18 protein-coding genes are annotated in these 20,252 nt (G+C 72.7%); 10 read left to right on the top strand and 8 right to left on the bottom strand.

Translation table 11 applies throughout. The annotated features are described in order from the left end of the window. Position 1 precedes the first annotated feature (1 nt). From ACIBSW_RS35390 to ACIBSW_RS35365, 6 genes are read left to right on the top strand one after another with little or no spacing between them, the layout of a single operon-like run. Positions 2-1,084, top strand: a complete 1,083-nt coding sequence (locus ACIBSW_RS35390; protein WP_354720444.1) for a glycosyltransferase — start codon at positions 2-4, stop codon at positions 1,082-1,084. After that, complete coding sequence (locus tag ACIBSW_RS35385; RefSeq protein WP_354720442.1) at positions 1,071-2,075, top strand: glycosyltransferase; 1,005 nt, start codon at positions 1,071-1,073, stop codon at positions 2,073-2,075. Before ACIBSW_RS35390 ends, ACIBSW_RS35385 begins: the two co-directional genes overlap by 14 nt. Positions 2,076-2,086: 11 nt before the next feature. Further along, positions 2,087-3,163: a glycosyltransferase gene (locus ACIBSW_RS35380; protein ID WP_354720440.1), complete on the top strand. Its 1,077-nt coding sequence runs from the start codon at positions 2,087-2,089 to the stop codon at positions 3,161-3,163. After that, positions 3,160-4,428, top strand: a complete 1,269-nt coding sequence (locus ACIBSW_RS35375) for a hypothetical protein (protein WP_354720438.1) — start codon at positions 3,160-3,162, stop codon at positions 4,426-4,428. The genes ACIBSW_RS35380 and ACIBSW_RS35375 overlap by 4 nt, the downstream gene beginning before the upstream one ends. Beyond that, a complete protein-coding gene (locus ACIBSW_RS35370) occupies positions 4,425-5,648 on the top strand; it encodes a hypothetical protein (RefSeq protein ID WP_354720436.1) in 1,224 nt (407 codons plus the stop codon). Before ACIBSW_RS35375 ends, ACIBSW_RS35370 begins: the two co-directional genes overlap by 4 nt. Further along, positions 5,638-7,005: a glycosyl hydrolase family 28-related protein gene (locus ACIBSW_RS35365; protein ID WP_354720434.1), complete on the top strand. Its 1,368-nt coding sequence runs from the start codon at positions 5,638-5,640 to the stop codon at positions 7,003-7,005. The genes ACIBSW_RS35370 and ACIBSW_RS35365 overlap by 11 nt, the downstream gene beginning before the upstream one ends. A 4-nt stretch (positions 7,006-7,009) precedes the next feature. On the opposite strand, the gene ACIBSW_RS35360 is transcribed toward ACIBSW_RS35365, so the two are convergent. After that, entirely contained in the window at positions 7,010-8,095 is a 1,086-nt protein-coding gene (locus ACIBSW_RS35360; protein ID WP_354720432.1) for an LCP family protein, read from the bottom strand. A 282-nt stretch (positions 8,096-8,377) separates the two neighbouring features. Here ACIBSW_RS35360 and ACIBSW_RS35355 point away from each other — a divergent pair, with 282 nt between their 5' ends. Then, the gene (locus ACIBSW_RS35355; RefSeq protein WP_354720430.1) at positions 8,378-9,688 is read left to right on the top strand and encodes a sugar transferase; all 1,311 of its coding nucleotides are present in this window, start codon (positions 8,378-8,380) and stop codon (positions 9,686-9,688) included. A 28-nt stretch (positions 9,689-9,716) separates the two neighbouring features. Here ACIBSW_RS35355 and ACIBSW_RS35350 read toward each other — a convergent pair whose 3' ends face one another. The 3 genes from ACIBSW_RS35350 to ACIBSW_RS35340 are packed head-to-tail and all read right to left on the bottom strand — an operon-like array spanning position 9,717 to position 13,677. After that, positions 9,717-10,391 carry a hypothetical protein gene (locus ACIBSW_RS35350; RefSeq protein WP_354720428.1) on the bottom strand — a complete coding sequence of 225 codons (675 nt, stop codon included), beginning with the start codon at positions 10,389-10,391 and terminating at the stop codon, positions 9,717-9,719. Then, positions 10,388-11,965, bottom strand: coding sequence for a type VII secretion protein EccE (eccE, locus tag ACIBSW_RS35345; protein ID WP_354720427.1), 1,578 nt, complete (start codon positions 11,963-11,965; stop codon positions 10,388-10,390). The genes ACIBSW_RS35350 and eccE overlap by 4 nt, the downstream gene beginning before the upstream one ends. Before the next feature lie 32 nt (positions 11,966-11,997). Continuing rightward, positions 11,998-13,677, bottom strand: coding sequence for a right-handed parallel beta-helix repeat-containing protein (locus ACIBSW_RS35340; RefSeq protein WP_354720425.1), 1,680 nt, complete (start codon positions 13,675-13,677; stop codon positions 11,998-12,000). Positions 13,678-13,824: 147 nt separating this feature from the next. On the opposite strand from ACIBSW_RS35340, the gene ACIBSW_RS35335 reads away from it, so the two are divergent. The 3 genes from ACIBSW_RS35335 to ACIBSW_RS35325 are packed head-to-tail and all read left to right on the top strand — an operon-like array spanning position 13,825 to position 15,955. After that, positions 13,825-14,208 carry a YwqJ-related putative deaminase gene (locus tag ACIBSW_RS35335; RefSeq protein WP_354720424.1) on the top strand — a complete coding sequence of 128 codons (384 nt, stop codon included), beginning with the start codon at positions 13,825-13,827 and terminating at the stop codon, positions 14,206-14,208. Further along, a complete protein-coding gene (locus ACIBSW_RS35330; RefSeq protein WP_354720422.1) occupies positions 14,205-14,690 on the top strand; it encodes an SUKH-3 domain-containing protein in 486 nt (161 codons plus the stop codon). The genes ACIBSW_RS35335 and ACIBSW_RS35330 overlap by 4 nt, the downstream gene beginning before the upstream one ends. After that, the gene (locus ACIBSW_RS35325; protein ID WP_354720420.1) at positions 14,684-15,955 is read left to right on the top strand and encodes an SseB family protein; all 1,272 of its coding nucleotides are present in this window, start codon (positions 14,684-14,686) and stop codon (positions 15,953-15,955) included. The genes ACIBSW_RS35330 and ACIBSW_RS35325 overlap by 7 nt, the downstream gene beginning before the upstream one ends. Before the next feature lie 9 nt (positions 15,956-15,964). Here ACIBSW_RS35325 and ACIBSW_RS35320 read toward each other — a convergent pair whose 3' ends face one another. From ACIBSW_RS35320 to ACIBSW_RS35305, 4 genes are all read right to left on the bottom strand, one after another. After that, positions 15,965-16,456, bottom strand: coding sequence for a hypothetical protein (locus tag ACIBSW_RS35320; protein ID WP_354720418.1), 492 nt, complete (start codon positions 16,454-16,456; stop codon positions 15,965-15,967). Position 16,457: 1 nt separating this feature from the next. Then, positions 16,458-17,702, bottom strand: coding sequence for a type VII secretion-associated serine protease mycosin (gene mycP / locus ACIBSW_RS35315; protein WP_354720416.1), 1,245 nt, complete (start codon positions 17,700-17,702; stop codon positions 16,458-16,460). A 138-nt stretch (positions 17,703-17,840) separates the two neighbouring features. Continuing rightward, the gene (locus ACIBSW_RS35310; protein WP_354720414.1) at positions 17,841-19,604 is read right to left on the bottom strand and encodes a hypothetical protein; all 1,764 of its coding nucleotides are present in this window, start codon (positions 19,602-19,604) and stop codon (positions 17,841-17,843) included. 14 nt (positions 19,605-19,618) lie between these two features. Continuing rightward, on the bottom strand, positions 19,619-20,239 hold the full coding sequence (locus tag ACIBSW_RS35305; protein WP_354720412.1) for a hypothetical protein: 621 nt from the start codon (positions 20,237-20,239) through the stop codon (positions 19,619-19,621). Between the last annotated feature and the right edge of the window lie 13 nt (positions 20,240-20,252).

Genomic DNA, 20,252 nt, shown 5'->3' with positions numbered 1-20,252 from the left:
CATGGGCGACCTCTTGGCCGGCCGGTCCGTGGCCGTGGTGCACGAATGGTTCAGCGCGGTCGGCGGTTCGGAGAACGTCTTCCGGGCCATCGCGGACCTGGTCCCGCACGCCGACCGGCGCGTGCTGTGGGCCGAGCCGGACGCCGACGCGACCGGGCTGCGCCAGACCTGGTTGGCGCGTACCCCGTTGCGCCGTTCGAAGGCGCTCGCGCTGCCGCTGATGCCGCTGGTCTGGCGCACCTCGGGACGGCCGGCGCCGGACGTCGTGATCTCGTCGAGCCACGCGTTCGCGCACACCGTGAAGCTCGGCGACCCGCGGCGCACCCGGCACCTGAGCTACGTGCACTCGCCGGCGCGATACCTGTGGAGTCCTGACTTCGACAGCCGCGGCTCGCACCCGGCGTTGGCGGCGCCCCGCAAGGTGCTTCAGGCGGTGGACCGGTGGGGCGGTCGGCACGTGCACGCGTACGCGGCGAACTCGGCCGAGGTCCGCGGGCGCATCCGGCGCTGCTGGGGTCGGGACGCCGTCGTCATCCACCCGCCGGTCGACGTGGAGTTCTACGGCGGCGGCGAGGCAGCCGGGCTTCGGGACTATCTGCTGGGCGTCGGCCGCTGGATTCCGTACAAGAACTTCGAGCTCATGATCGACGTGGCCGCGGCCGCCCGGGTACCGCTGGTGCTCGCGGGCTCCGGGCCGCAGGAGGCCGCGTTGCGGCGGCGCGCGGACGGCGCCGGCGTGCCGGTCACCTTCGAGGTCCGCCCCGATCGGCGTCGCCTGCGTGAGCTGTACGAGGGGGCGCGGGCGCTGCTGTTCCCCGCGCACGAGGACTTCGGCATCGTGCCGGTCGAGGCTCAGGCCTGCGGCACTCCCGTGCTCGGCCTGCGGCGTGGCGGACTGCTGGAGACCGTCGTGGAGGGCGAGACCGGTTTCCTCGTCGACTCCGCCGACCCGGCGGACTATGTGCCGCTCGTGCGCCGGGTGGCCGAGCTGGACCCGGATCGGATCCGGCGCCACGCGGCGCGGTTCTCGCATGCCGCGTTCGCCGACCGGCTGACCCGATGGGTCGAAGATGCCACGCGCTGAACCGCTCGTGTTCGACTGCAGCGGGGTCGGCGCCGGCGGGATCACCCGGGTGCTGACCGAGCTGGTCCGGCACTGGCCCGCGGGCGAGCGCCTCGAGGTGGTGGCCGCTCCGGCCGATTGGGCGGTCCCCGATGACGCCCGTACCGACGTCGCCGTGGTGAGCCGGCAGGTCGCGAGCCGCCGCCGGACGATCACCGCGGCGGCCGCCGGGCTGCGGCGGGCCGCCGGCCCCGTCCTGTCGCTCAGCCCGTCGCTGGCCGTTGCCGGTGCCCGGGTTCCGGTCGCCACGATCGTGCACGACCTGGCCTTCCGGTTGTGGCCGCAGGGCCTGTCGACGTCGCAACTGCAGTACCGCCGGCTCAGCTACGCGACCGCGCTGCGCCGCTCGGCGCGGCTGTTCTGCGTCAGCGAGCGGACCCGGCACGACCTGCAGGGGCTGTACGGCCGGCACGGCGATCGCGCCGGCGTCTGGTACCCGGGCTGTGATCTCGCCGAGCCGGGGCGGCTGCCGGCCGGGCTCGACGGCGACTATCTGGTGGTGGCCGGTCACGCCGGGCACAAGGGCGTGGAGCTCGCCATCGAGGCGATGCACCGGCTACCCCGCTACCGGCTGGTGGTCCTCACCGGCGGAAGCGGGATCTCCTGGCCCGCCGGGCCCGCCGGGCGGGTCCTTTCGCTCGGCCGGCTCACCGAGGCCGAGTACGCGGCGACCCTGGCCGGTGCCGCCGCGTTCCTCATGCCGAGCCACTTCGAGGGATACGGGCTGCCGGCGGTGGAAGCGCTGCGGTTGGGGACCCCGACGGTGATCTCCCCCGATCCGGCGCTCCACGAGGCGACCGACGGTGCCGCGGTGCGGATGACCAGCTGGACCGCGTCCGCACTGGTCAACGCGGTCGAGCGGATAGACCGGGCGAGGCCCGTGGTGGCCGGGCCGCCCGGGCGGCGCTGGCGCGAGGCGGCCGAGGACCTGGCCGAGCGGCTGGCCGGCTGATGCGGATCGCGATGGTGCACTCGACATTCGCGGTCCGGGGCGGCGCCGAGCGATACCTCGAGGACGTCGCGGCCGGCCTGACCGCCCGCGGACACCAGGTGCGGATCTTCAGCCGCGACACCGTGCCCGGCCGCCCGCGGATCACGGCGCGGATCGGTGACCGCATGCCGGCGCCGATCCGCAAGGCCCTCGTGCACCTCGGCGACCTGGTCGACCCGAGCGGCCTCGGCCCGCGCGCGCTGCGCGACTTCGCCCCCGACGTGGTGCACGCGCACAACTGGCAGGAGCTCGGCGTGCTGCCGCTGGCGCGGATCGCGGCGGCCTACCCGACCGTGCACACCGTGCACGACCACGCCATCCTCGATCCCAACAACGCGCTGGGTAATCTCGGCCGGTCGCGGACGCTCGACGTGCTGCTGCGGGCGCGCTCCGCGTGGATCAGGCGCAGATTCCGCCGGATGACGCTGCTGTTCGCCGCCGCGCGCACCCGCGACGCCGTGGGCGCGGGCCCGAACGGTCAGGTTCTCCCCCTCGCCGTCGCGGGGCCGCGGCGGGACTGGCCCGCGGGCCGGCGCGACGTGTTCCTCTTCCTCGGCGCGCTCAGCACGCACAAGGGCCTCGATCTGCTGCTCGATGCCTGGGACCCCGCGATGGGTACGCTGCTCGTCGCCGGCGACGGCCCGATGCGCGCCGACGTGGAGCGGGCCGCGGCGGCCGAGAAGTCGGTGCGCTTCCTCGGCTACCTGGACGAGGCCGGGAAGCAGGCGGCACTGCGCCAGGCCGGGTGGCTGGTCTTCCCGAGCCGAAGGGCGGAGACCTTCGGCCTCTCCTGCGCGGAGGCGCTGATCGCCGGGCGGCCGGTGATCGCCGCCGAACGGGTCCGCCCGCCGACCGCCGCCGATTCCTCGCTGCTGCTCTACGGCGACCCGGCGGAGCTGCCGAAGCTGCTGGCCCGGGCGGCGGGCATGCCGGCCGAGGAGTACGCGTCGATGGCCGCGTCCGCCGCCGCCGACGGCCGCGGGTTCGACTGGGACCAGCACCTCGACGCCCTGCTCGACATCTACGCGGCCGCGGGTGCGGCGCCGTGAAGTGGTTGACGCGCGCCTGGCACACCGACCCGGACGACGGCACGACCGGATGGGACCGCGCCTACGAGTACGGGCTCGGCTACACCATGGTGGTCGTCGCCGTGCCGCTCGGGCTGTGGTTGCTCGGCATCCAGAAGGTTGCCGGCCTCGCCTTCGGCGGCCGCGACTATGTCCTCAACCTCTCCGGCTCGGTGGTGGTGTGCGCGCTGGCCGTCGCCGTCGTGCTGCGCCGGGGCTGGACGCTCCCGCTGCGCTGGGTGAACGTGGCGCTCGCAGTCGGTCTCGCGGCGGCCGCCTGGAGCGCCGTCGGCGTCGCGCACCACGGCCTGGGCCAGACTCTCACCGGGCTACGGCTGATCCTGGTGCCGGTGGCGATGATCGTCGTCGTCGTCGCGCTGCGGCCGGCCGCCGTGCGCCGGCTGCTGACCCTGCTGTCCTGGCTGGTCGTGGCGAACGCCGTGGCCGGGCTGGTGGAACTCGCGGTCGGCCCGGCCCGGCTGGTGCGGATCGGATTCAGCGAGGACCGCAACATCCGCTACATCGACGGCGTGTTCCGGGTACCCGGGCTGACCACGTTCAACGCCGAGCTGGGCATGCTGGCGGGCGTCTACCTGCTCGGCTACCTCGCCTGTTGGCTGACCCCGCGGGCGCGGCCGCGCCGGTGGTCGTGGCACGCGGGCGCGGTGGCCGCCACGACCTGCCTGGCGATGAGCACCAGCCGCTCCGGCGCGCTGCTGGTGCTCGGCGGCGTGCTCGGCGCGGTGCTCCTGCCCCGGTCGCGGAGCCGGGCCCGGCGGGTGGCCATGCTCGCGCTGGCCGGCGGCCTGGTGGTCGCCGTCGTCGGCGCGTTCGCGGTGCTCGGCGCGGCGGGCAGCCGCAGCCTGTTCGAACGGTTCGGCGTCTGGGCGGGCCTGTTGCGCGGGGTACCGGCGGCCGGCTTCGGCATCGGCGGCGCCGGCGCCGCGACGTACTCGCGGGTGGCCGACTCGCCGCCGGTGTTCGTGGACAACTACTACCTGAACCTCGGGCTGCAGTTCGGGCCGGTGGTCATGGCCGTGCTGATCGCGGCCGTGGTCGGCGCGCTGGCCTGGCTGGCGAAGAATTCGGCCGCCCGGCCGCAGTGGGTCATGCCGATCGCGCTGGTGGCCGGCCTGGCCGCCGCGTCGCTGGTCATCGACACGTGGGAGTTCCAGGCCGCCATGCTGGCGGCGTTCCTGTTCTGCGCGCATGGGCTGCGCCCCGAGCCGCGGCCGGTGGTGCGATGACCGCGGCGCTGCGCCGGCTGCAGGGGTCGCAGCTGTCGGTGCAGGCACTGACCCGGCTGTCCAGCGTGTGCGTGTTTCTGCTGGCTTCCTGGGCGGACACCCGGCACCTGGCACTGGTGGCGTTCCAGGGAGTCCTGCTCGCCATCCCGTTCACGATGGTGGAGGCGCTGGTCGGCCGGCCGCTGTCGGCCGACGTCGTGCCGCGCGCCTGGCACCTGGAGTCCTGGGCGGCGCGGGCGGCCGCCCTGATCACGGCGCCGGTCGCGCTGGTCGGATACGTCGCGGTCTCGATCGCACTGCCCGAGACCTCCGTCGTCGACCGGCTGCTGGTGATCTCGCCGGTGCTGCTGCAGCTACCGCTGGAGGCGGCGTTCTGGGTGCTGGCGCGAACCCGCACCCGGCGACGCGCCAACGCGGTGCCGCAGTTCGTCGCCGCCGGCACGATGCTCACCGCCGGCGCCTTCGCGCTCGCCGGTGTGCGGCTGGACGTCGCGGCCGTGCCGGTCCAGCTGCTCGTGCTGGGATGGCTGGTCGCGACCCGGCTGCGCGCCGGGCCGGACCAGATCCGGCCGTCGCCGCTGCGGGCGGTGCGGGTCGGCGCGGCATACTGCACGGCCGCGGCGATCGATCTCGGGTACGCGGTGGCGCTCCCGTCGTTTGCCGGCGCGCTGGCCGGCCCGGTCGCCATCGTCGTGCTGCGCGCCATGGACCTCGCGTTCGGGCCCTTCCATGTGGCGCTCTCCGCCACCACCCGCGAGGACGTGGTGGGCGGGCGGGCCAGCCGCTTCCGCACCGCGCCGCGGGCGCTGACGGCGGTCCTGCTGGTGGGCATCTCCGTGGTCCTGGTGGCGGCGCCGTGGGCGCGCGGGCTGCTCTCCACCGACCTGGCCCGACTGGGCCTGGCGGCGGTGGCGCTGTACTGCGCGTACAAGGCAGCCCTGATGGCGTCCACCTGGCTGTCCGTCCGGCACATGGTCAGGGCCGCACCGCGCCGGTTCCTGGTCTCCGCGATCGGATCGCGGGCGGTGGCGTTCGGCAGCCTCGCCCTCGCGGCGCTGTGGGTGCGCTCGGTCGGCGACCTGTTCCTTCAGCTCGCGGCGTGTGAGGTGGCGGTGGTGGCCTGGTACGCGCTGCGCCTGCGCGAACCGGCCGGTGGTGCTCCCGTGGTGGCGGCTACCGTCGAGTCTCAAGTCGCGCCAAGGAGAACGCATGTCCCCTAATCTGTCCGGCTTCTCGCCGGGCGACGCCGCCTTCCCACGGCGAGCCGCAATCGGCGCGCTCGTCACGGGGGTGGGCGTGATCGGGTTCGGTGCGGGCGCCGTCACCAGCGCCGACGAAGCCGGCGCCGGGGGGCAGTTCAACGTCCGGGAGTTCGGCGCGACCGGCGACGGGTCAAGCGACGACACCGCCGCCCTACAGCAGGCGCTCGACGCCGCGCGACCGGCCGGCGGCATCGTCTTCTTCCCACCGGGCACCTACCTCACCCGGCGGCTCACCCTGTACTCCAACGTCCACCTGCGTGGATCCGGCGGCGACGCGGCGGTGCTCCGGCTGGCACCGGGTGCCAACACCGCCATCCTCGAGTCGTACGGCTTCGAGCAGGAGAGCGCCGCGCGGGGAAGCGGCGGCATCTTCGGCTTCAGCGTCCGCGACCTCGCCCTCGACGGCAACCGGGCCCGGGACAACCCGATCGGCTCCGGCCTGCGAATCTACGGGTACGGCTACGAGCTCAGCGACGTCATCGCGTACAACTGCGGCGCCGACGGGATCGTGAGCGCCTGGGGCACCGCCGGTGACCTGCCCAGCCCGTCGCACCAGATGGAGGCGCGGCTGACCGGGCTACGGGTGCATGACAACGGCGGGCACGGCATCCATTTCACCGGGCCGCACGACTCGATGTTCCTGAACTGCCTGGCGTTCAAGAACGGCGGCGCCGGCTTCAACATGGCCGACAACGCGCACGGGACGCTGATGGTCAACTGCCACGCCTGGGGTGTCGGGCAGAACGTGTCGTTCGAACTCGCCGCATCCGGCATCGGCTGCGTCAACTGCTATGCCGACCTGGACGGCGGCGTCGGCGTGCGGATCTCGCGCAACGACTGCCGGTGGGTGGCCGGGTACATCCAGGGCGCCAATCACTCGGGTCCGGCCGCCGAGATCGGCCTGCAGTTCGTGCCCGGTCCCGGCAAGGAGGAGCCGGCGGCCGCCACTGTCGACACCCAGATCCGCAACTGCGGCACCGCCGCGATCGACTTCGGCACCGACCGGGGCATGTCGTCGATCCGCGCAACGCTCTCCCAGCCCGGCGTACCCGGACCGGGACGGACCACCCTGCCCGGCACCGGGCTCGGCTGGATCGGCCGGCCCGCCGCAACCACCCAGGTGGAGATCACCCACGGTCTCGGCCACGCGAAGAACCTGGTGGTCCGGCCCGCGTTCGATCTGCGCGCGCAGCCGACCCCGGAACCGCCGGGCGAGGGTTCGCTCCGCGTCTTCGCCCGCAACGACGGCGGGCGCACGCAGTTGTGCGTCCGCTTCCCGAACGGCGAGGTTCAGGTCCTGGCGGCGGAGGGCTGACGGATCAGGCGGGGCCGGCCGCCTCGGTGATCTTCGCCACGTCGTCCTCGCGCACCGCGGTGAACAACGCCTTCGCCTTCGCCCGGTCCGGGAGCACCACGCTCTGGCCGGCCTTGGTGCCCGTTCCGGAGCTCGGGCTGGTGTAGAAGTCGAGGTTCTCCCCGCGCAGATGCCGCAGGTCGCCCGCCAGGCCGAGAATGTTGAGGGTGTCGTCCACGGCGACCGAGCTGGCGGTGGCGCGCAGGAACGAGTTGAGCCGGGCCGGATTGGCCAGGATCCCACCGGAGGACGCCTTGTTCAGGATGGCCTTGATCACCTGCTGCTGGTGCCGGATCCGGGCGAAGTCGCCGTCGGCGAACGCGTACCGCTCGCGGGCGTAGTCCAGCGCGGTGGCGCCGTCCATCAGCTGAGGCCCTTTTTCGAAGCGCCGGATCGAGTCCGGGTTCAGCGAGTGGGTGGAGGTGAACGACTTCTCCACGTCGATGGTCACGCCACCGAGCGCGTCCACGATCTCCTGAAAACCGGAGAAATCCACCATCACGACGTGGTCGATCCGGACGCCGGTGTATGCCTCGACCGTCCGCACGGTCAACGCCGGGCCGCCCCACGCGTACGCCGCGTTGATCTTCGCGTCCACGCCGCCGTGCCGGCCGTCCTTGCTCTTCGGGACGTGCACCCAGGTGTCCCGCGGTATCGAGATGAGCTGCGCACCGGACCGGTCCTTCGGCAGGTGCAGCACGATGATGGTGTCGCTGCGCGAGCCGCCGGCACCGCCCGGATCGCGGGTATCGCTGCCCAGCATCAGGAAGTTCATCGCGTCGCTGGCGACCGGCGCCTTCTGCGGGCGCTCCTGTTCCGGCACCTCGTCGAACGCCTCGATGCGCTCGACGCTCTTGTCGATCGAGCGTGCGTACAGCGAAGCGCCCGCCGCACCGGCACCGGCGAGAACCAGCAACACGACCAGCGTGATGACCAGGATCCGCCGCCGGCGTGAGCGTCGTTTTGTCGTCCGACCGTCAGTGCCCGGCGAAATGTCGGAGTCCTCCGCGGACTCCGGAACATCGAGACCCGTCAGCTGTGTACCAGGCATGGCGGGGATCGTACCCTCCGGCCGCGACAGCCACTGCCCGGGTCGCCGCCGACCGCCGGGCACGGGCCTGCGGAAACCGACCACCACCTCGTATGATGCTGCCCAGACTCAGGCGTACGGGGCGCGAACGGGGGGAGAGTCGTGGTTCAGGCTGAACACTCTGCGCCACCCGCAACCGGGCGGCGGGTGCCACTCCAACGTGGACACTCCCCCGCCGCGACGCTGGTTCTGCCGTACGCCGGAGCGCGGGGCGCCCAACGCACCCGTGGCCTACGCGGGTGGATGCTGACCGCCCCCGTCGACCTGGTCGCCTTCGTGAGCCCGCTGGCCTGGAACCAGGCGTACTGGAAGGGCGTCATCGTCGCCGGACTGGTCATGGTGACCGCCTTCAAGCTCGGCGGGCTGTACGCGGCCCGCCGCCACATCAGCTTCCTGGACGAGCTGCCCAACCTGTGCGTACGGCTGCTGGCCGCCGCGGCGGTGGTCGCCATCATCGCGGCGGAGCGGCACGACTCGGTCTCCTACGTCGGCGGGTTCCTTCAGATCGTGGCCGTGTCGGCGGGGCTGGTCCTGCTGGGCCGGGCGACCACCCGCGCGGCGATCCTCCTGGCCCGCCGCCGGCGTTGGGTGGAACGCTCGGCCGTCGTGCTCGGCGGCGGCCCGGTCGCCATCGAGCTCGCCCGCCTGCTCCGCCGTTATCCGCAATACGGCCTGCATTTCGCCGGCTTCATCGACGCGGACCCCACCGGGCACGAGAACGCCGAGGAGATACCGCTGCTGGGCGGCCTGGACGACCTCGAGGAGACCATCCGCCTCATGAAGGTCGACGTGGTGATCATCGCCGACCTCGACAGCCCCGACGAGAAGCTGCTGCGCACCGTCCGGCTCCCGCGCGCCGCGGCGTGCGACCTGTGGGTCGTGCCCCGGCTGCGCGAGTTCCACGCCGACCATGGTGTGCCTGATCACATCGGCGGGATTCCCGTCACCCGGGTACACCGCCCCACGCTGGCGGGTCCGAAGTGGGCGGTCAAGCGGACGTCGGACATTCTGATCGCGTCGCTGGCACTGATCGTGCTCAGCCCCGTCCTGCTGCTGTGCGCGCTCGCCACCCGGATCGAGGGCGGCCCCGGCGTGCTCTTCCGGCAATCCCGCATCGGCCGCCACGGAAGACCCTTCGAACTGGTGAAGTTCCGCTCGATGAAGCCCAGCGACGACGCCGAGTCGGCCACCAACTGGTCGGTCGCCGGCGACCCCAGGGTCGGGCCGGTCGGCCGGATGATGCGGCGCACCTCGCTCGACGAACTGCCCCAACTCTGGAACATTCTGACCGGCGACATGTCGATCGTCGGGCCGCGCCCTGAACGCCCCTACTTCGTGGACCGCTTCTCCGCCGACTATCCCGACTACGCCATGCGGCACCGGGTGCTGGTCGGGCTGACCGGCCTGGCACAGGTGAGCGGGCTACGCGGGGACACCCCGATCTCCGACCGCACGCGATATGACAACTACTACATCGAGAACTGGTCCCTCTGGCTCGATGTCAAGGTCATCCTCCGCACGGTGTTCGAGGTCCTGCGCGGCGGCGGCCGCTGACGGGAGACCGCCCCGCTACGCGGCGGCTTCAGCGGCGGGCGACCGAGCCGAGCACGCTCTGCTCGGTCGGGGTCGAGCCGAGCATCACCCACTGCAGGCTCGCCCGGCTGACCAGCCCGACCATCTCATCGGGCAACTGGGGCAGCCAGGCCTGCGCCTGCCGGATGCCGAGCACCGACACCGCCAACGACGACTCCGCCTCGGTGAGCCGCTGCAACACGACGATGTCACTCTGTTGCAGCAGGGCTTCGTCCCACGAGGCGAGGTCGTCGCGGACCACCATCGTCGCCTGCCACGGTCCGCCGCCGCCCGGCGGCATGCCCAGGGCGGCGCCGACGTCGACGATCACCAGGTGCGGCCTGCCGGGGCCGGCCGCCACCTGCGGGTTCTCGCCCGGCGGCAGGAACACCGCGGCCCCCTGGCCGACACCGCCACGCCGCAGGAACGCATCCCACACCTGCTCACGAGCGGTTTGGATGAACAGCCGTGCACCCACCGCCATCGCCCGGAAGGCCAGCAGCTGTGCGCAGCCGACGCCGCCGACCACCAGCATCCTCGTGGGCGTGGGGCGGAACGGGCGCAGCGTGACCGGCAGTTTCTGCCGATTTCGGCCGATCATCAGCCCGGCACCGCCGGCCCGCAACGGATTGTCGTCGAAGGCCTGCGGGCCCGCGGTGAACATCCCGACTCGGCTGGCGATCACAGCAGGAAACCTCCGAACGGGAGGGTGGCGGCCAGACCGTTCACCTGTTCCCCGTCGAGTCGTTCGGTGCGGCCACCTGCCGCTCGGACCGCATCCTCCAGCGCCCGCTCTCCGGCGGCCAGCCCGGCCTGGTCGGCCGCGATCAGCCGGACCGCCACCTCCACCAGAACGTCGTCGCCCGCGGCCGCCTGTGACGGAACGCGGGTGACCGCGAGGGACAACACGCTGCCGGCGGCGGACGCCGTGGCGAGCAGTTCCGCCAGCTGGCTGTCGTGGGCCGGCCAGCGCACCATCCGGTGGCAGCTCTGCACGGTCTCCTCGACGGCGACACCGCGCCAGGTCTCCCGGCTGGTCGGTCTCGCGGACTCGCCGGCCGCCCTCGCGCCGACAGTGGCCCGGCCGACAGAGCCGCCCGAGTTCCGACCGCCGTGCGGTACGCCGCGGAGCACGTCGGTGAGCCCACCGAGGTGGCCGATCGCGGACACCAGCGCGTCGCGGTCGAGGATCCGAGCCTCGACCCCCTCCGTCCGCAGCTGGCGACGGGCGCGGCGAACCGCCGAGATCAGGGCCGGCTGGAGCTCGGCATCGGAGTAGGCGTCGGCGGTACGGATGGTCTGCAGCACCAGCCAGGTGTGCCGCTGAGCCGGAACCTTCCCGCCGGTCAGCTCGCGGTAGGAACGTTCGACCATGCCGGGCCCGACGAGCGCCGGGCGCAGCGACACCAGCAGCTGCGCGGCGGTCGGAATGGTGTGCGCCTCCGCCCCGGGCAGCAGCGCGATCGGCGACGGCAGGATCGCCGCGTCACCGCCCAGCAGGGCGTCGTCGCCCGATCCGAGCGCCAGCACGGCGCACAGCCCGCCGCGGTGCGTGAGCAGGGCGACAGCACGGTCGTCGAGCTCCACCGAGGTCACCGCCACGCTCGCCTCGGCGTGGGTGAGCAGGTCCAGGGCCGCGCCCCCGTGAGTGTGCGGGGCACCGTGGGTACGTCCCCGGTACCGCAACCACACGCCGAACCAGCGATGCAGCCAGCGACCCCGGAACCGGATCACGGTCGGCGAGATGACCAGCACGGCCACGGCACCGACCATCGCCGCGACCAGCACATCGCCGATCCGGTACGCCACCAGTACCGCGGCCACGGCGAGCTGCCAGGCGATCACCTGCCCGCCGGCGATCCCGGTACGCACGGGACGCGGATCTCCCGGTGCGATGACCGCCTTGGGCGGGGTCGGCCCGGCCGACGCGGCGGCCCTGCGGAAGTCGTATGTGGTCGGTGTGGCCGCCTCGGGGCGGGTGGCCGTGGGCGCCTGAGCCGCGACCGAGGCGTAGGTCGCCGACGCCGCGTGCGCGCCGGAAGCCGCCGCGGCGCCGGCGTACGCCCGTGGCTGCGCCGGGATGCCCGACGCCGGCTGGTGCGTCCGCTGCGCCTGAGTCGGTTGCTGCCCCCACACCGCAGGCTGCTGGGGGCCGGCTGGGCCCCAGCCACCGTCGGACTGCTGCGCCTCCACACCGGTCTCGGGCCGCGCATCCCGGCTGTGCTGGCCGTACGGCTGCGGCACCTGTGGCGTGGTCATCGCTCGTCCCCGTGCATCGCGCCGGTCACCGCTCAGCGTCCCAGGGCCGCGCGAACGTCGTCGACCTCGACGGTGCGCAACTCGTCGAAGCTGGGCCGCCGGCCGGACAGCCGCAGCCGTTGTGCCTGCGTCTTGCGCACACCCTCGAACAGCTTGCGGGCCTCGCGGGCGTTGCCGAAGTTCTGGTCCCGCTCGATCGTGGAGAAGTGGTCGTGCAGTACGTCGGTCACTCCGTCGGTCAGCAAATACTCGTCCGACCCGGCCATCCGCGTGACGATGGTGACCAACTGGTCCGGTGCGTAGTTGGCGAACTCGATCGTCTTGGCGAACCGGGAGGCCAGACCGGGGTTGGTGTCGAGGAAGTCGAGCATCTCACCGGTGTAGCCGGCGGCGATCACGGCGATCTCGTCGCGGTGGTCCTCCATCAGCTTGACCAGGGTGTCGATCGCCTCCTGACCGAAATCACCGCCGCTGCCGGAGGAACGCGACAGGGTGTACGCCTCGTCGATGAAGAGCACACCACCACGAGCCTTGTCGAAGGCGGCCGCCGTCTTCTCCGCGGTGTGACCGAGATACTGACCGACGAGATCCCGGCGGGAGACCTCGCGGAACGGCCCGCCCGGCAAAGCGCCGAGGGCGGCCAGCAGCTCACCGTAGATCCGCGCCACCGTCGTCTTACCGGTGCCGGGCGCCCCGGCGAAGATGAGATGGTGGCTGACGGCGCTGACCGGCAGACCGGCGCTACGCCGCCACTCGTTGACCTGAATCTCGTCGATGAGGGCCCGGACCTCGTCCTTCACCGACTCGAGGCCGACCATCGCGTCGAGTTCGGCCAGCAGCTCGTCGGTCCGGGCGGTGTCCTGCTGTACCGCGGACGTCGCCGCCTCCGCGCCGTACACCGCGCGCTTGTTCGTGGTGCCCTCCACGACCGTGGGGCTGGCGCCTTCCATGATCTCGATGGCGGGCAGGCCGGTGTTCTCGAAGGTGCAGGCGTCGACCGTGCCCTGGCAGCCCTTGCCGAACGAGATCGCCGGGCCGCGGGTGTCGTGGATGCGGCACCGGATCAGCACGGGGGCGCTCTGGTGCGCGACGGCCACCGCCGTCCCGGAGGTCTGTGAGATGTCACACGCCTCGATCGTCGGCTTGCCGTACTGGTAGACGTAGATGCCCCGGCCGGCGCAGCGGGTGACGGTGGTGGTCCGGATGGTCGGCGCGGCGCCGATCCGCACGATGATGCCGTCGTCGGTGAGGTCGGCGAACTCGCAGCCGTCGACCGTACCGTCCGCATCCTCCACAATGAGCCCGTGGCGCGCCCCGGTGACCTTGCACCGGTTCAGCTCGAACTCGCTGCGGCTGCGCACCGTGATCGCGGCGCCGTGACCCGCGGAAAGCGTGCAGCCACTCATCGTCAGCCTGGTCCGGTCGGCGATCACCACCGGGGCGTCGCCGGCCTTCAGTGCCAGGTCGCGCAGCTCGACCCGGCCACCGTCGCAGGACACGGTCGGGTAGGTCGACGCGGACGTGTCGATGGTGACGGTGCCCGCACCCTCCGCGGCGACCAGGGCGATGTCACGGTCGGTGATGAACAGCGCTTCGTAGTAGGTGCCGGGGCTGACCGAGACCACGGAGTCCTCGGTCGCCGCAGTGAGCGCGTCTCCGATCGTCGGAAACGCGCCGGGCTGGTCCGGGGAGACGAGAAGGGTACGGGGCATGGCTCCGGATCGCTGTCTAGGGCGGGAGGGGCGGAGCCCGACGATATCGCAACCGGACCGGCCCTCGGGACCCCTGACCGGCTCGTACCGGGCCGCTAGGCTCATGGCCGGACCCGGCGAGGGCCGCGGAGCGGGAGAGAGGGACCGGTGGCACAAGGGCGGACACTGCCGATGGCAGCGGGCGCACTCCTGCTCGAGGGAGTCATCCACACGCACAGCTCCGTACGCGGCGACGTCGCACCGGACCTGCATCCGATGGTCCGCCGGTTGCTGGACGAGCTTCCCGCGGACCGGCGTGAGCGCTACGCGGGATGGTGCGCCGAGGCGGTGCTGATCTCCGACCGGCTGTACGCCGCCGAGCAGGCCGGCGCCACCATGTCGGCGACGGCGGCCAGATCGCTGCTCTGGGGTGCCCGGATCCGGGTCGTCCGGGTGCGTGAGGACGGCGATCCCCGGCACGGCCAGGCCCAGCAGCCGTGCCGTTCCTGCGGCGAGCTGCTCGACTACTTCGGCATCGAGGTGCTGCCGTGACCGACCGCTTCCCGGCCCCGGTGGCCGAGGCGCTGCGCGCCGCCGGCTGGCAGCCCGGCACCCGCGACGACGAACGCGCCAAGACCTGGGCGCTGAGCCTGTCCGCATACGCCGTCCAGGACGGCCGCCACCACACGGTCGTCCCGGCGGCGATCGAGGCATGGGCGGAGTTCGGCGGCCTGTCCGTGCCCGCCCGGCCGGACGGCGAGCAGATCGCCTCCAGCTCGTTCGTCCTGGACCCGTTCGTGGTCCGGCACAGCGTCGTCACGCTGGCCGGCCTGGCCGACGCCATCGGCGTGGCGCTCACCCCGCTCGGCGAGGAGGGCGACGGCACCGGGATCCTCGCGGTCGACGCCCACGGCCGGGTGTTCGTCTGCGACCACGGCGGCGACTGGCTGCTCGGGGAATCCCTCGACGAGGCGCTGACCGCACTCGTGCTCGGCCTGTCCGCCCGCCGCGTCGCCGAGGACGGGACGTGGTGAGCGACTGGCGCCCGGCGACCGCGACGGAGCAGGCCATGCTGGCCGCCGCGCAGACCGGGGATCGCGACGCGCTGCTGGCCGCCCTGGTCACCGGTCCGCTGCTGATGCCCGTGTCACCGGCCGCCGCGGAGGGCCGCGAACCCCCCGCCTGGGCCACCGGCACCCGCGACGGTGAGACGTACGTCCTGACCTTCACCTCGCCGGAGGCGATCGCGGCCTGCCTGCCCGGGCAGCCGGTGAGCTACCGCACGGACAGCGTGCCGGACGTGGTGGCGAGCTGGCCGGACACCGGCTGGAAACTGACCGTCGACCTGGGACTGCCGATCGGACTCACCCTCACCGCCGACCAGTTGAACCGGCTGCCCGACCTCGCCGTCGGCGGCGAGGACGCGTTACGCGCCGCCGTCGCCGCCCAGGACGCCGACGCCCTGACCGCCGCGATGCTGCGCGCCGAGATGGTGGTGCCGGTGCGCCCCGACGGCCCGCCGACCCGGGACCTGACGGATCCGGAGTTCCCGTGGTGGGTCACGGCGGACGCCACCGGCGCCCCGGCCGTTGCCGTGTTCACCTCGGAGGAGCGACTTGCTCAGGCGCTCGGAGACCACGACCTCGTCGTGGTCTCCAGCCTGCAGCTCGCGGAGAACTGGCCGGACCCGTCGTGGCAGCTCTCCCTCAACCCGGGCACGCCGCTGGCGGTGCAGCTGCCCGGCACCGCGGTGCGCGAGCTGGGCGGCTGGCTCGGCGAGCTGCGCACCACCATGACCGACGCCTACGAGCAGGAGCGCCGGCGCCTGGCCGCCGAGGAGGAGGCGGAGCCGCGGGTACGCCCGGCGCTGGCCGCCGCCCCCAGTGTGGCCAGGCGGGAGACGCCGTACGAGCCGGACCCGGACGCCCCGCTGCGGTTGCAGCTCGTCATCCCGCCGATGTACCTGTCGGCGTACCTGGAACAGGGCTACGACCGCGCCGCCGGACTGGTGCACAGCTGGTACGGACCCGGCCGGGAGACCCCGCGGCGCCTGTACGACCGGCTCGATCTGGTGGGTGAGGGCTCACCGTTCCACACCGATGACGACTGGGTGGTGGTGCTGCGCTGGACCCCGGACGAGCAGACGCCGGCCGAGTGGGCGCAGGGCGGACCGCGCATGGAGTCCGTGGTCGTGCCGGAGGGCGCCGGCCTGCACCGCATCCACGCGGACGGGCGCGACGTCCTGGTGGCCGTCTTCGACGCGGACGCCCGCAGCTGGGCCCCACCCGCGCCGGGGTGAGTGCCGGGTTCAGAACCTCCGCGGCGGAGGCGGCGGGCGTCCGTCGTAAGCCGCGCAGGCCCGGAACCATTGCTTGGACTGCCGGCTCCTGAGCAGGCCCACCGCGACGCCGGCGAGGGTGCCGACGATGAGCGGGGTCAGCTGCGTCGGGCTGTATTCGATCCGGCCCCTCACCAGCAGGTTGATGATCACGATCACGAACAGTGCCATGGTGAAGCCGCCCGGCACGTGCAGGCCGTGCGGCCTGCCCCGCCAGCCCAGGCGTATCCCGGCGAAACAGATCAGCGACACCAGCAGGCACAGGGCCACGACGGGCACGGCCAGCATCCATACCCAGAAGGCGCCGCCTTCCATCCGGGCGCTGACGACCACCCAGGCGATGCCGGCGACCAGCCAGATCACCGCGGCCGGCAGCATCAGCAGCAGACCCGCCGTGACCACCGGTGGCCGCGACGGCCGTACCCCGGGCCGTCGCGGGGCGACGGGCGGAGTCTCAGTCATGTCATGTGGAGGGCGGGCGCCGCCACGCGGACTCGTCCTGCACCGGTGACGGAGCCGCAGGGCCCGGTGCCTGACCGCCTCCGACGGCGGCACCCACCGGGACCGCGGCCTCGGTGGCCCGGCGCTTGCGGCGCGACCGGCGGACGAGGAGGAAGACGAGGCCACCGATGAGGAGCAGGATGCCGAGCCAGAACCCCACGACGATGATGACCACCTCGGCGTCGCCGCCGTTGCCCTCCTCCCGGGCGTAGCTGGGAATCGCGGCGTCGGTGGGGTCGGCCTCCTTGTCGTTGCGGCCGTCCGGCTGGCCGGTGAGGGCGTTCTTCAGGTCGAGAATCCCCCAGCCGTACTCCTCGTCGTGGCCGGGTCTGCCGGCGTCGCGGGTGGTCTCCAGCACTCGCTTGAACATGTCGCGGGACGACAGATCCGGGTACTCGGCCCGGACGAGGGCGACGGCGCCGGACACGATGGCGGTGGCGTCGCTGTTGCCGGTGGAGGTCGCGTAGCGGCCGTCGGGCGCGGCGGTGACGATGTCCACGCCCGGGGCGGCGATGTCCGTCTGCTCGGCCTGGATGTTCTCGCGGCTGGGGCCGCCCTGCTTGTCGGTGCCGGAGACGGCCATGGCGCCCGGGTGGTCGGCGGGTGCTCCGATGATGAAGCTCGCGGAGTCCGACTGGTTGCCGGTGGCCGCGACCAGGATGATGTTCTTGTCGTAGGCGCGTTCGACGGCGGCGGAGAGGTCGTCGTCGTGGCCGCTGCTCAGCGAGACGTTGATGACGTCGGCGCCCTGGTCGACAGCCCACAAGATGCCCGCGGCGATGGCCTTGGGCGCGATCACCTTGTTCTTGGCCTCGACGTTCACCGGCAGAATCTTGGCTTTCGGGGCGATGCCGATGATGCCGTCGCGGTTGCCGGGCCCGTGTCCGTGTCCGGCGATGAGTGCGGCCATTGCGGTGCCGTGGCCGTTGCGGTCCTGCTGTCCCTTGGTCTTCTCGTCGGCGAAGTCGACGCCGGGCAGGACGTTGCCCTTGAGGTCAGGGTGGTCGGCGTCCACCCCGGAGTCGATGACGGCGACGGTGATGCCCTCGCCCTGGGTGATCTGGTGCACGGCGTCCAGTTCGAGGGTCTTGACCCACCACTGCTTGTCCCGGATGTCGTCGGCAAAGGCCGGTCCCGCGGGAACCACGAGGGCCGCGATCACACCGAGCACAGTGGCGCAGAGCGCGGCCGGTCTGACGGCACGCATATCGGTTCAACCTCCTCGATGGGCTGCACTGGCCGCCCTGTTCGGAAACGCTGTGGCCGCGTCCGCCACTGCGTGGCCTGGACGGGCGAGCGGGCTGGTCACCTCGCGCGAGGTGGCCAGCCCGTGCCGGGTTCGCTGTCAGTCGTGACCGAGGACCCGGCCCTGCTCCTGCGGCCGGCGCTCGGCGGGCGTCTCGATCACGCTCACCGTCTCCGACTCGGTCATCCAGAGCTCATCGTCCTCGCCGTAGGCCCACTCAGCGCCCTCGGCCTTGCCGTCACCGCGCGCGTTCCTGCGCTGACCGGGCACATCGGACGCGCCTCGGCGGCCGCCGAGTGCGGGATTCGGGCCCGTTGCCGGTGCACGCCGTCCGGCCGTGCCCTCGGCAGCCCGTCCGGCCAGATCCGGCTTGCCGCCGACCGGACCGGGCTTTGCGCCGCTCGGGCGCGCGCCCGTACCGGGAGCGCCCGGGCGTCCGGTGCGAGTGGTCTCGGCCTCCGGTCCACCGGGTGCCCCCGGCCGACCACCGCGACCGCCGAGCTGCGGTGAGCCCGGACGATTGGCGCCGGTCGAGGGGGAACCAGGCGCGCCTGGAGCCGTGCCGCGCTTGCCACCGAGGTTCGGCGACTGCGGGCCGCGGCCGCCCGGAGCGCCCGTCCTCGGCGTGCCGGGGCGCCCCGCGCCCTCAGCGGTGCTACCGGGCAGCCGCGGCGCGGAGGGGGCGCCGCCTCGCCGGGCTCCCCCGCCGCCGGGTGCACCGGGTCGGTTACCCGGGCCGTTCTGAGTGCTGCCCGGCAGCGTCGGCTTGGACGGAGCCGGTCCCCGGGCACCGGGAGCACCGCCTCCCCCGCCGGCGCCGGGAAGGCTCGGCCGGGCCGGGCCGGCGCCCGGGCGTCCGGGAGCAGGGCCGGTGGGTGGAACCCCGGGCCGGCCGCTGAAGCCGGCGGGCACGGCGGGCGTCGGCGGCGGCGTCGGTGCCGGTCCCGGCGACACGGACGGAGCCGTGGGTGCCGGCGGAGCCGGCGCGGCGACGGCGCCGCCGGCGAGAGACAGCCCGTCGGGCAGGCCGGCCGGCGGCGCGCCCGGACCCGTGCCGGGAGTGGCCGGCGGCGGAGGTGGCTGGGCGCCGCCGGGCAGGGTCGGCCGGTTCGGCGCGGCGCCCCGGGCACCGGGGGGAGGCGCACCCGGAGGCGCCGGCCGAGACGGTGTCGGTACCTGGCCCGGGTTGGCGACGACGGCGTTCGTCGGGCCTTTGTACTTGCCGGCCCGCGAGATGTTCGAGATGTACACGTCGATGTACGTCTCGGCCAGCGGCTTGACCTTGTCGAGGAACCGCTGTTTGTACTCGTTGTGGACGTCCTCGTGCGACTTGCCGTCGTTTCCGTCGACGCCGGGCAGCCAGTCGATCAGGTCCGAGCCCTGGAAGCCCTCGTCGTCCGCGCGCTTCTTCCCCTCCGACGCCTGCTTGGCGAGGTATTCCTCCCAGAGCGGCTTGAGGTCGCGCTGGGTGTTGCTGATCTTGTTGCCGATCTGCTCGAGCCCGCGGGCGTTGTCGTCGGCGATCTTCTTCCACTCGTCGATGGAGTACAGCGCGGCGCCGACCTTCTGCATGAAGATGTCGCCGGCCGCGGACGACCACTTCGCGCGGAGCGCGTCGGCGTGCCGCTGCAGGTTGCCCCGGGTCGCCTCGAGCAGGGAACTGGTGCGATTCCACATGGCGGCCAGCGCGAACGCGCGCTCGTCGCTCTCCTTGCGGACCATCTCCCACATTTCCTCGATGGTCTTGCCGTCCCAGTTGGTGGGTGAGTACGGCTCGATATCACTCGAGTTCTGTACGTAGTCGTTACTGATTCCCGAGTAGTAGCTGGAGGGCTCGCTGTACCCGTAGTAGTTCTCGGCCATTGCGCCTCCCTCGGTCAGTGGTCCAGATCAGTGGGCACGTCGAGCTTCGGGTTGTTGAGGTCCTGCGTGTCGGCCGGGATGTAGTACTGGCCGGACGTGTCCTTCGCGACCCATGTCTCGTCGTACATGCCGCCGGTCTTGTCGCCGTCCGCGACGCCGTCGTTGTTCGTGTCCTCGAAGTACTTACTCGGGTCCTTGGCTTCCTCCGGCATCGCGCCCTCGGCCTGCTGGTCCGCCGGCGCCTGCTTCAAGATGTCATCGAGCGTCTTCAGCCCGTCGCCGCCGCTGAACGCCTTGTAGACGTCCTCGTTCGTGGCCTGCGCCAGGGCGTCGCCGGTGAGGTATTCGGCCGCGATGGACGCCGCGCCCATCTGCAGGGCGACGAGACCCTTCATGACGTCCGCGAGCATCGAGGCCGCCGCGGAGCGGCTCTCGTCGTGGCGGCCCCGGAAGAACCTCGCCTCGCCCAGGCCTCCGGAGCCGAACGGCGCCTGCACCATCAGCATCGGCTTGATGCCGTGCTCGAAGCTCGGCTTGAAGTTCTGGTCCAGCTCAGCCTGGATGTGCCTGGCGAAATCCTGCAGTTGGTGAATGTCGACTTCGATTTCCTTGTCGACCAACCACTCGGGTCCCATGGTCCCCTCCCCC

The organism is Actinoplanes sp. NPDC049668, from assembly GCF_044465445.1.
In the GTDB taxonomy this organism is placed as follows: Bacteria; Actinomycetota; Actinomycetes; order Mycobacteriales; family Micromonosporaceae; genus Actinoplanes.
Note: the sequence above shows the minus strand (reverse complement) of the source record. Positions and strands in the feature narration are given on the sequence as shown.